Below are 11751 nucleotides of genomic sequence, written 5' to 3'. Positions count from 1 at the left end.
GATCAAGAATGGCTTTAAACAACCCGTATGCAGCTTACCAGCAAAATTCAATCAACACGGCGACCCCTGGAGAATTGACGCTTATGCTATTTGACGGCTGCCTTAAATTTATGAAGCTGGCGAAACAGGCGATTGAACAAGAGGATATGGAAACGAAAAATACGAACCTTGTCAAAGCTCAAAAGATTATCCAGGAGCTTAATATCACCCTTGACCGGAAAGTCGAATTGGCTGCGTCAATGGGGGCGATGTACGAGTATATCCACCGCCGCCTGGTTGAAGCGAACATTCACAATGACAAAGATATCGTGACGGAAGTCGAAGGGTATGTTAAAGATTTACGCGATGCCTGGAAGCAGGCGCTTCAAATCGAACGGCAGGGCCGGTTCGGATCGGGCGGGCTGGCATAATGGAAAAGATTGAGCTACTATACAGCGAAACAAAACAAATGCTCGCTCAAATAAAAGACGCCCCGGAAAGCGATGAGCTGGTTCAGGCAATTGAAGATTTTCTTGAAAAACGCGATGGCTTGATCAAAGAGATCAAGCCGCCTCTTTCTGAGACAGAAAAGCAGCAGCTGCGGCAAGTGACGGATATGGAGCCATTGCTCATGGCCGAGCTGAAAAGGCTGCAGCAGGCTGTCAAACAGGAGCTGCTTCAGGCGAAGCAGAAGCGTGCCATGCATCATTCTTATATCAATCCGTACGCCAACATGACGATTGACGGCACATATTATGACAAGCGCAAATAGGTGATCGCTTTGACAAGCACCGACGATTACATGCTCTTAACGACTTATTATCAGCTTTTGTTTACGATTGAAGAGGGGTTTTGCTATTTAATAGAAGCGAATCAAGATTTGGCAAAGACAGAAGGAGAGCGGATTTTTAACGATTTAATCTATGCTTTTTTTCAGTTGGATTCGTCGCACGCTGTTTTGCTGTCGATTTTGGAGACAAGCTGTGCCAAATCTTCGATTCGCTTTTTTGACAGAGTCTTTCGTGAATTTGACAGCTTGATTTACTACAATTATCCGTCTGCCGAATTTCAGCATGACTTAACCCATCATTTTTTACCGCTTTATCGGGAATGGATGAACACGATCCACCAATGCATGAAACCTTACGTCATCCATTAATGGCATACATCTGAACGGCTTGTGCAGGTGTATGCCTTTTTTTTATAAAGTAAAAGTGGCGTTCTGATTTTATTCGCGTGTGAATATATTTAAGATTTAATAAAGGGGGTCAGATGGAAGGAGACAATCTTCGTCAAAATTCACGGATTTTTCACATAATTTTTACGTTTATGCAGGAATTCAGCAGGGAAAAGACGAAATGTATTTACATATCCTTAATATAAAGGAGGCGTTCTTTTGATGGAGTACAACGTCAGAGGAGAAAACATTGAGGTAACACCAGCGTTAAGAGAACACGTCGAGAAGAAAATTGGAAAGCTTGAACGTTATTTTGAAAATAACGTTGATGCGATTGTTCACGTCAACTTGAAATTCTACAACGATCAGGAATCAAAGGTGGAAGTGACAATTCCAATGACAGACCTCTCTCTCCGTGCGGAAGTTCACCACGAAGATATGTACAATGCAATCGATCTCGCAACGAACAAATTGGAACGTCAAATACGCAAGCATAAAACAAAAGTTAACCGGAAATTCCGCGAAAAAGGTTCTCCGAAGTATGTTTTTGCAGAAGGAAACGGCATCGGAACGGCCGTGCAGGATGACATTGAAGATGAACAGCCGCAGGTTGTCCGTCAAAAGCGCTTTAATCTAAAACCGATGGATAATGAAGAAGCGATTTTACAAATGAATATGCTTGGACACAGCTTCTTTGTATTCACGAACGCCGAAACCAATCTGACCAATGTGGTCTACCGAAGAAACGACGGAAAATACGGTTTGATCGAGCCGAACGAATAAATATATCAAGTCCCCTCCCGGATCTTCCGCAGAGGGGATTTTTTCCGTTTCCCCGCGGTAAATTGTTTGGAAATGACAAAAGGTATGATATGATATTGCATATATAAAAATTACTGTTTACTCATACTTAAACAAGGAAATTAAAGAGGAGCGTTATTCTATGCTTGGAATTTTAAATAAAGTGTTTGATCCGACAAAACGCACGCTCAGCCGTTATGAAAAGAAAGCGAACGAGATTGATGCGCTCAAGGCAGATATGGAGAAGCTTTCAGACGAAGCTTTGAAACAAAAGACAATCGAGTTCAAAGAGCGCCTTGAAAAAGGCGAAACGGTTGACGATCTTTTGGCTGAAGCGTTTGCCGTTGTCAGGGAAGCTTCCCGGCGTGTGACAGGCATGTTCCCGTTTAAGGTTCAGCTGATGGGGGGCGTTGCCCTTCATGAAGGGAATATCGCCGAAATGAAAACTGGGGAAGGTAAAACGCTGACTTCCACAATGCCCGTTTATCTGAACGCTCTGTCAGGGAAGGGCGTTCACATCGTGACGGTCAACGAATACTTGGCGAGCCGCGATGCTGAAGAGATGGGAAAAATCTTTGAATTTCTTGGGATGACAGTCGGTTTAAACCTGAACAGCCTGTCAAAAGACGAGAAGCGCGAAGCCTATGCAGCAGATATTACGTATTCAACGAATAATGAGCTTGGCTTTGACTACTTGCGCGACAACATGGTGCTTTATAAAGAGCAGATGGTTCAGCGTCCGCTTCATTTTGCGGTCATCGATGAAGTCGACTCCATTTTGATCGATGAAGCAAGAACGCCGCTCATCATTTCTGGACAAGCGGCCAAATCCACTAAGCTGTACGTTCAGGCCAATGCGTTTGTCCGCACGCTAAAAGCGGATCAGGACTACACATACGACGTGAAAACAAAAGGCGTTCAGCTGACTGAAGAAGGGATGACAAAAGCTGAAAAAGCATTTGGCATCGAAAACTTGTTTGACGTTCGCCATGTCGCCTTAAACCATCATATTGCCCAGGCCCTGAAAGCCCATGCGGCGATGCATAAAGACGTCGATTACGTCGTCGAAGACGGCCAGGTCGTCATCGTCGACTCTTTCACAGGCCGTCTGATGAAAGGCCGCCGCTACAGCGACGGACTCCACCAGGCCATTGAAGCGAAGGAAGGCCTTGAGATCCAAAATGAGAGCATGACGCTCGCGACGATCACCTTCCAGAACTATTTCCGAATGTATGAAAAATTAGCCGGAATGACGGGTACGGCAAAAACGGAAGAAGAAGAATTCCGCAACATCTACAACATGCAGGTTGTAACGATTCCGACCAACAAGCCGATTGCCCGCGATGACCGCCCTGATTTAATTTACCGGACCATGGAAGGGAAATTTAAAGCTGTTGCAGAGGATGTCGCCCAGCGCTATATGGTCGGCCAGCCGGTTCTTGTCGGTACGGTTGCGGTTGAAACATCTGAATTGATTTCAAGGCTGCTTAAAAACAAAGGAATTCCGCATCAAGTGTTGAACGCGAAAAACCACGAGCGGGAAGCTCAGATTATCGAAGATGCCGGGCAAAAAGGCGCGGTTACCATCGCGACGAACATGGCCGGACGCGGTACGGACATCAAGCTTGGCGAAGGCGTAAAAGAGCTTGGCGGACTGGCCGTCATCGGTACGGAGCGCCATGAATCACGGCGGATTGACAACCAGCTGCGCGGACGTTCAGGCCGTCAGGGGGACCCTGGTATCACCCAATTTTATCTTTCCATGGAAGATGAATTAATGAAACGCTTCGGCGCAGAACGGACGATGGCGATGCTTGACCGCTTCGGAATGGACGATTCGACGCCGATACAGAGCAAGATGGTTTCAAGAGCGGTCGAATCTTCACAGAAGCGTGTGGAAGGCAACAACTTTGATGCCCGTAAGCAGCTTCTGCAATACGATGACGTGCTCCGCCAGCAGCGCGAAGTCATCTATAAACAGCGGTTTGAGGTCATCGATTCCGATAACCTTCGCTCCATCGTCGAAAATATGATTAAAGCTTCACTTGAGCGGGCTGTTGCTTCATACACGCCGAAGGAAGATCTCCCTGAAGAGTGGAATCTTGACGGCCTTGCCGAGCTTGTAAATGCGAATTTCCTTGATGAGGGCGGAGTCGAGAAAAGCGACATTTTCGGAAAAGAGCCTGAGGAGATTACAGAGCTCATTTATGACCGCATCAAGACGAAATACGATGAGAAAGAAGAGCGTTACGGCTCTGAACAAATGCGCGAATTTGAGAAAGTCATCGTTCTCCGCGAAGTGGATACGAAATGGATGGATCACATCGATGCGATGGATCAGCTCCGGCAAGGAATTCATCTGCGCGCTTACGCTCAGACAAACCCGCTCCGCGAATATCAGATGGAAGGCTTTGCAATGTTTGAAAACATGATCGCGGCCATCGAAGATGATGTAGCCAAATTCGTCATGAAGGCTGAAATCGAAAACAACCTTGAGCGCGAAGAGGTCATTCAAGGACAGACGACAGCCCATCAGCCGAAAGAAGGCGATGAGGAAAAACAAGCGAAGAAAAAACCGGTCCGCAAAGCGGTGGATATCGGACGCAATGATCCTTGCTACTGCGGAAGCGGAAAAAAATATAAAAACTGCTGCGGAAGAACAGAATAAAAAGAGGTGCACGCCTCTTTTTATTTTGAACCGGCTGAAATATTTGATGAGGTGAAAGAATAATGGAATTGGCAGAAATCAGACAGGAACTTGAAAATATGGCTACTCGGTTAGCGGACTTCAGGGGGTCTCTTTGACCTCGAAACAAAGGAAGCAAGAATCAGTGAACTAGACGAGCAGATGGCTGACCCTGACTTTTGGGGAGATCAGCAAAAAGCACAGACGATCATTAATGAAGCGAATGCGTTAAAAGACTATGTCAACACGTACAACAAGTTGAGCGAGTCTCATGAAGAACTGCAAATGACACACGATCTTTTAAAAGAAGATCCTGACCAGGACCTGCAAAATGAACTGGTAAATGAGCTGAAAAGCTTAACAAAGCAGTTTAACGAATTTGAGCTGCAGCTATTGTTAAGCGAGCCGTATGATAAAAACAATGCGATCCTTGAGCTTCACCCGGGAGCCGGCGGCACCGAATCACAGGATTGGGGTTCAATGCTTCTCAGAATGTACACCAGGTGGGCAGAGCGCCGCGGATTTAAGGTGGAAACCCTTGATTACCTTCCAGGAGATGAGGCGGGAATCAAGTCTGTCACTCTCCTGATCAAAGGCCACAATGCCTACGGTTATTTAAAAGCCGAAAAAGGCGTGCACAGACTCGTCAGAATTTCTCCGTTCGACTCTTCAGGGCGCAGGCACACGTCGTTTGTGTCTTGTGATGTCATGCCTGAATTCAACGAAGAAATCGACATTGAGATCCGCACGGAAGATATTAAAGTCGACACGTACAGGGCAAGCGGCGCCGGCGGCCAGCACGTCAATACGACAGACTCCGCCGTCAGGATCACCCACCTGCCGACAGGCGTTATCGTCACTTGCCAGACGGAGCGGTCACAAATTAAAAACCGCGAACGTGCCATGAAAATGCTGAAATCGAAGCTGTATCAGCGCAGAATCGAGGAGCAGCAGGCACAGCTTGACGAAATTCGCGGCGAACAAAAAGAAATCGGCTGGGGAAGCCAGATCCGCTCATACGTTTTCCACCCGTATTCTCTAGTGAAGGATCATAGAACGAACACGGAAATGGGGAACGTGCAGGCGGTCATGGACGGAGACATTGACTCTTTCATCGACGCATATTTGCGTTCCAAGCTTTCCTAAAAGTGAAGAAAGGCACATCCATATTATGCGGATGTGTCTTTTTTGCGGGTAAATCTCCTGAATATGTACAGCCTAAACCTTAAAAAGCTTTGTCCCTCTGCCGCTTTATCCGTTTAATACGTTATTTGGCTGTTATTTACTTACAATAAGCTAAATGCTATACTCTCGATTGGTAACGAATCGTGCGGGGGATGACAGGTATGAATATGGATAAAACGAGATATCAATTGTTTACGGCGCTGCGTGACTACGGCTATATCCTGTTTGGATCGGCCGTCGTCGCTGTGACATTTAATATGTTTCTGCTTCCCAACCGGATTGCAGCCGGCGGAGTCAGCGGCATCAGCACCATTTTGCAATCGTTCGGCTTTGAAGCCGCCTATGTGCAGTGGGCATTTAATATTCCTTTATTTATTGCCGGGGTACTCATACTCGGAGGAAAATTCGGCATCAAGACGCTTGTCGGGTCTGTTTTTCTCCCGTTTGTCGTATATGTGACGCGGGACCTTGCTCCGGCGACAGAGAATCCGCTCTTAGCTGCCATTTTCGGAGGTGTCGGCATCGGAGTTGGAATCGGGATGGTCTTTCTCGGAAGAGGCTCGACGGGCGGAACTGCGCTGGCTGCGCAAATCATTCATAAGTACACCGGGCTTTCGCAAGGCAAATGTTTAGCGCTGATTGACGGAACGATCGTCCTGTCTGCGATGTTTGTGTTTAACATCGAACAGGGATTGTATGCGATGCTTGGCGTTTATATATCAAGCAAAACAATCGATGTTATCCAGGTCGGATTGAACCGTTCCAAAATGGCGATGATCATTACCAACCGGGAAGAGGAAGTCCGACATGCGGTACTGAATAAAATCGACAGGGGGATTACGAAAATATCAGCGGTCGGAGGCTATACAGATGATGAGCGGCCCATTCTGATGTGCGTGGTCGGCCAGACCGAGTTCACAAAGCTGAAACAACTTGTGAAACACATTGATGAGTCTGCATTTGTCATTGCGATGGATGCTTCAGAGGTGCTTGGCGAGGGTTTTAAACGCGCGTAATCGAGGTTATAATAAAGATTGATTTGTTAAAGGAGCTGACTTAAAAAAATGAAAATGAAGCTGTTTACTCTGTTTATGGCTGTTTCTTTTGTTCTGGCTGCCTGCGGCGGCAATAACAACGAAAGCAAAGAGAAAAACACAGGCGGGCAAGCAACTGCAACGGACGGGGAAGAGATTTACCAGCAAAACTGCACAGGCTGCCATGGTAAGGATTTGGCCGGCGGTTCGGCCCCGAGCTTGAAAGAAGTTGGCGGCAAGTATAAGGAAGGCGAAATTAAGGACATCGTAGTCAACGGCCGCGGCGGAATGCCTGGCAATCTTGTAGACGAAAAAGAAGCTGAGGCGGTCGCGAAGTGGCTTTCAGAGAAAAAATAAGAATGCCTTGCCAGTCAGGAGGCGATGAGAACCTTCTTCACATACAGGTGAAAAAGGTTCTTTTTTTGTTTAAGAGGTCTTTATGCCTATTGGAAAACCGAGAGAAATAAGATCTTTTGTCTTAAAAAAGGCCCAAAGTACAAATTTTTTGGCTGATTTTGCGTTTTTCCTATAACTTAGGTCGGCATTGAAACAAAACTGTAATATCATTTTGTCTAATCTTGACGTATAATGGGTGTTGTTGAAAAAGGGCTTGTATTATATTACTTACCGTGAATTTGGCAGGGACACAAAACGACATGCCCTTTCGAAGAGTATGACCGTATAAACATACATAAAAGATTAGGTGATTACATGATCGAAATAAAAGATGTATATAAGACTTATTCCAACGGGGTATCAGCGCTGAACGGAATAAGCATCTCTATATATCCCGGAGAATTTGTTTATGTTGTAGGACCAAGCGGAGCAGGTAAATCAACCTTCATTAAAATGATATACCGCGAAGAAAAGCCTTCCAAAGGAAAGATTGTCATAAACAATAAAAATTTGGCGGACCTCAAAGAAAAAGAGATTCCTTTCATCAGAAGGAAAATCGGCGTTGTATTCCAAGACTTTAAACTGCTGCCGAAGCTGACCGTGTTTGAAAATGTTGCATTTGCTTTAGAGGTCATCGGGGAGCGCCCAGAGGCGATCAGAAAAAAAGTGCTTGAAGTGCTTGACCTTGTTCAGCTGAAGCACAAAGCAAGGCAATTCCCTGATCAGCTGTCCGGAGGAGAACAGCAGCGGGTTTCAATTGCACGGTCAATCGTCAACGATCCTGATGTCGTGATCGCTGACGAGCCGACGGGAAACCTTGACCCTGAGACGTCTTGGGAAATCATGAAGACGCTCGAGGAAATCAACAACCGCGGAACAACAGTCGTTATGGCGACTCATAACAAAGAAATCGTAAACACCATGAAGAAACGGGTCATCGCAATCGAAGACGGGGTCATTGTGCGTGATGAAGCTAGAGGGGAGTATGGTTCTTATGATTAGAACTCTCGGACGGCATTTGCGCGAGAGCTTAAAATCTCTCGGGAGAAACGCGTGGATGACTTTCGCATCCATCAGTGCTGTAACTGTTACACTTATCTTGGTCGGCGTGTTCTTAGTCATCATGCTGAACGTATACAATATGACATTAAAAGCCGAACAAGAAGTCGAAGTCAAAGTACTGGTTGACTTGACGGCCAACCAGGATCAAAAAAATACATTGGAAAAAGAAATTAAAAAAATACCAGAAATCAGCAATGTCAAATACTCATCTAAAGATGAAGAGCTTAAAAATCTGAAAGACAGCTTTGGCGAAGACGGGAAATTCTTTGCGATGTTCGAGCAGGAAAATCCGCTGAACGATGCGTTTGTCGTTAAAACAACAGACCCTCAAGATACGCCGAAAGCTGCCAAGAAGCTTGAAAAGCTGACTAACGTCTATAAGGTGACATACGGGCAGGAGCAAGTAGACCGCCTGTTTAAAATCAGCAATGTCGCCAAAGTAATCGGGATTGCATTGGTCATCGGCCTGCTGTTTACGGCGATGTTTTTAATTTCTAATACGATCAAAATTACGATTTTTGCGAGACGCAAAGAAATCGAGATTATGAAACTTGTAGGCGCGACAAACTGGTTCATTCGCTGGCCTTTCTTCATTGAAGGTTTGCTCTTGGGCGTATGCGGTTCTATCATTCCGATCGCTATTTTGCTCGGAACGTATCATCATGCCGTTCAGTGGATCGCTCCGAAAGTTCAGGGCACATTCATACAGCTCTTGCCGTACAATCCGTTCGTCTTTCAGATTTCAGCGATCTTGGTGCTGATCGGAGCCGTTATCGGTGTATGGGGAAGCTTGATGTCGATTCGCAAATTCTTAAAAGTTTAAACCGGCGTTTTCGCCGGTTGTATCATGTTTAAAGCTGGGATGCCTGCAAAGCGCCGGGCTCCCTTGATTCTGAAGGCAAGGAGGAACCAAGGTTGAAAAAAAAGCTTATGACGCTGGGGCTGACCGCTGTGCTCGGATCGTCGGCATTGCTGATCCCCCTAAAAAGCAACCATGCTTTAGCTTATGAAGACTTGGAGAAAAAAAAGAGCGACGTTCAAAGCAAAAAATCTGAAAACGAATCAAAGCTCGAAAAAAAGAAACAGGAGCTTTCAGAGCTTGAATCAAAGGAAGCAAGCCTGAAAAGCGAGATCGAGAAAATCGACCGTCAGATGACGGACACGAATGAAAAGCTGGAAAAGAAAAATGAAGAAATCGATCAAACAAAGAAAAGCATCGAAGAGCTGAAAAAGCAAATCAAAAAACTTAAAGAAAAGATTGAGAAACGCAATAAAATATTGAAAGACCGGGTTCGCTCCATGCAGGAAAACGGCGGTTCCGTTCAATACATAGACGTGCTTCTCGGCTCGAAAAGTTTTGGAGATTTCATCAGCCGCGCGGGTGCGGTTTCGACAATTGTTGAAGCTGATAAAGATCTGATGGAAGAACAAAAGCGCGATCTTCAGCTTGTTGAGGAAAAGGAAACAAAGCTGAGCAAGGACCTTGAAAGCCTTGAAAAAGCGCTTAAAGACCTGGAAGATTTAAAAAAGACGCTCGACAAGCAGCAAAAAGAAAAAGCAAACGTCATGAAAAAAGTGAAGCAAGATAAAGATCACGCACATGAAGAACTTGGTTCACTTGAAAATGAAGCAGAAATTTTAAAGCGTCAGAATGAAGCGATCAAAGCCGAAGAGGCGCATCGGAAAAAGCAGGAAGCGGAAGCGAGCCGCCGGGCTTCAAGCGGCCAATCGGAAGCCTCTTCATCTAAACCGTCGGCACCAAGCAGCTCAGGCTTTATCCGCCCTGCTTCCGGCGCATTTACTTCCGGGTTCGGGAATCGTTCGCTCGGGAATCACTTCGGTGTAGATATTGCCAAGCGCGGTTCAGGCGTTCCGATTTATGCGGCAGCCTCTGGAACGGTCTATAACGCCCATTACTCGTCCAGCTACGGCAATGTTGTGTTTATTACCCATAACATCAACGGGCAAACATATCAGACGGTCTACGCTCACATGTCTTCAATTAAAGTGCAGACAGGCCAGCGTGTTGAACAGGGACAAGTGATTGGAACGATGGGAAATACAGGCCAATCCTACGGGCAGCATCTTCACTTTGAAATTCATAAAGGCCTTTGGAACAACGCGAAATCCAATGCAGTTGACCCGGCCAATTATATACCGCTTTAAAAATGAAAGCCGATTCGTCCGGAAATGGACCGAATCGGCTTTTTGTCATTCAAATTTGGGTTTTCCCAAAATTTATTCTTGTCAGAAAATAACACAAGGTATAGAATGAAAGTGACATCTGTCGACAGTCGACAATTTGGAATAGGGGATGATCCAATGAAAGTATTCAACATTGCCAGCATACCCGGTGACGGTGTAGGAAAAGAAGTCGTGCCTGCTGCACAACGAGTTTTGAAAGCGGTTTCGGATGTTCACGGGGGACTCTCATTTCGATTTACGGAGTTTCCATACAGCTGTGAGTATTATTTGGAACACGGGGAAATGATGCCTGATGACGGCTTGGAGCAGCTGAAAGAGTTCGACAGCATCTTCCTTGGGGCGGTAGGAAACAGCAAGCTTGTCCCCGACCATATTTCCCTATGGGGGCTGCTCATTAAAATCCGCCGCGAATTTGAACAGGTCATCAACATTAGACCTGCGAAATATTTGCAAGGTATCAAGTCTCCACTGGCCAATCCAAAAGATTTCGATCTGCTTGTCGTCAGGGAAAACAGTGAAGGGGAATACAGCTCGATCGGAGGCAGAATTTTCAGAGAGGAAGATGAAATCGCCATTCAAAATGCCGTTTTTTCAAGAAAAGGGGCGGAGAGGGCGATGCGCTTTGCGTTTGAGTTGGCGGCTAAACGGAAAAAGCATGTTACAAGCGCAACAAAATCGAACGGAATCGTTTATTCAATGCCTTTTTGGGATGAAGTCTTTGAGAACACTGCAAAAGACTACCCCGATATTACCGCTGATTCGCAGCACATTGACGCCCTGTCGGCCTTTTTTGTAACGAAGCCAGAGAAGCTTGACGTCATTGTTGCCAGCAACTTATTCGGTGATATTTTGACCGATATCGGGGCGGCGATTATGGGAAGCATAGGTGTGGCGCCGGCCGCTAATATCAATGTAAACGGCAAATATCCGTCCATGTTTGAGCCTGTGCACGGATCTGCTCCGGATATCATCGGCAAAGGAATTGCCAATCCGATCGGCCAAATTTGGACGGCTAAAATGATGCTCGATCATTTTGGGGAAGAAGAACTCGGTGCAAGATTGCTTGACGTGATTGAAGATGTTCTAAAGAGCGGCTGCTTAACGCCTGATATCGGCGGTTCAAGTACGACGGATGAAGTGACAGAAGAAATCATCAAGCGCGTGAGGACCATATAAGCGAAAGCTGCCGGCACTCCGGCAGCTTTTTTTTTTGCTGTGCAATGGGA

12 protein-coding genes are annotated in these 11751 nt (G+C 46.0%); all 12 read left to right on the top strand.

Annotated features, from left to right (window positions below; genetic code table 11):
* Positions 1–8: 8 nt before the first annotated feature.
* The 12 genes from fliS to MKX80_RS19255 all read left to right on the top strand — a co-directional run bounded on the left by fliS (position 9) and on the right by MKX80_RS19255 (position 11701).
* Positions 9–410: a flagellar export chaperone FliS gene (gene fliS / locus MKX80_RS19310; RefSeq protein ID WP_043926679.1), complete on the top strand. Its 402-nt coding sequence runs from the start codon at positions 9–11 to the stop codon at positions 408–410.
* Positions 410–751 carry a flagellar protein FliT gene (locus MKX80_RS19305; protein WP_182069991.1) on the top strand — a complete coding sequence of 114 codons (342 nt, stop codon included), beginning with the start codon at positions 410–412 and terminating at the stop codon, positions 749–751. Before fliS ends, MKX80_RS19305 begins: the two co-directional genes overlap by 1 nt.
* Before the next feature lie 9 nt (positions 752–760).
* On the top strand, positions 761–1138 hold the full coding sequence (locus MKX80_RS19300) for a hypothetical protein (protein WP_043926677.1): 378 nt from the start codon (positions 761–763) through the stop codon (positions 1136–1138).
* Between the two features lie 240 nt (positions 1139–1378).
* Complete coding sequence (gene raiA / locus MKX80_RS19295) at positions 1379–1939, top strand: ribosome-associated translation inhibitor RaiA (protein WP_043926676.1); 561 nt, start codon at positions 1379–1381, stop codon at positions 1937–1939.
* A gap of 160 nt (positions 1940–2099) precedes the next feature.
* Entirely contained in the window at positions 2100–4625 is a 2526-nt protein-coding gene (gene secA, locus MKX80_RS19290) for a preprotein translocase subunit SecA (RefSeq protein WP_154997334.1), read from the top strand.
* 62 nt (positions 4626–4687) lie between these two features.
* Positions 4688–5789 (top strand): peptide chain release factor 2 gene (prfB, locus tag MKX80_RS19285; RefSeq protein ID WP_142243742.1). Its coding sequence is split into 2 segments (ribosomal slippage): positions 4688–4759 and positions 4761–5789, totalling 1101 coding nucleotides; the frame shifts between segments, so codons are not numbered across the junction.
* A gap of 200 nt (positions 5790–5989) precedes the next feature.
* Positions 5990–6844 carry a YitT family protein gene (locus MKX80_RS19280; protein WP_216929792.1) on the top strand — a complete coding sequence of 285 codons (855 nt, stop codon included), beginning with the start codon at positions 5990–5992 and terminating at the stop codon, positions 6842–6844.
* A gap of 48 nt (positions 6845–6892) precedes the next feature.
* Positions 6893–7219 (top strand): cytochrome c551, encoded by a 327-nt coding sequence (gene cccB / locus MKX80_RS19275; RefSeq protein ID WP_043926672.1) that lies wholly within the window; start codon positions 6893–6895, stop codon positions 7217–7219.
* Between the two features lie 354 nt (positions 7220–7573).
* Positions 7574–8260: a cell division ATP-binding protein FtsE gene (gene ftsE, locus MKX80_RS19270; RefSeq protein WP_154997343.1), complete on the top strand. Its 687-nt coding sequence runs from the start codon at positions 7574–7576 to the stop codon at positions 8258–8260.
* Positions 8253–9143, top strand: a complete 891-nt coding sequence (gene ftsX / locus MKX80_RS19265) for a permease-like cell division protein FtsX (protein ID WP_154997346.1) — start codon at positions 8253–8255, stop codon at positions 9141–9143. The genes ftsE and ftsX overlap by 8 nt, the downstream gene beginning before the upstream one ends.
* Before the next feature lie 92 nt (positions 9144–9235).
* The gene (locus MKX80_RS19260) at positions 9236–10486 is read left to right on the top strand and encodes a M23 family metallopeptidase (RefSeq protein ID WP_216929789.1); all 1251 of its coding nucleotides are present in this window, start codon (positions 9236–9238) and stop codon (positions 10484–10486) included.
* Positions 10487–10642: 156 nt separating this feature from the next.
* Positions 10643–11701, top strand: coding sequence for a tartrate dehydrogenase (locus MKX80_RS19255; RefSeq protein ID WP_216929787.1), 1059 nt, complete (start codon positions 10643–10645; stop codon positions 11699–11701).
* Positions 11702–11751 lie beyond the last annotated feature (50 nt).

Origin of the sequence: Bacillus sp. FSL K6-0972 (assembly GCF_037976035.1) — a bacterium.
GTDB classification, from domain to species: domain Bacteria; phylum Bacillota; class Bacilli; order Bacillales; family Bacillaceae; genus Bacillus; species Bacillus haynesii.
The sequence above is the reverse complement of the archived record's forward strand: the minus strand, read 5'-3'. Positions and strand labels throughout refer to the sequence as shown.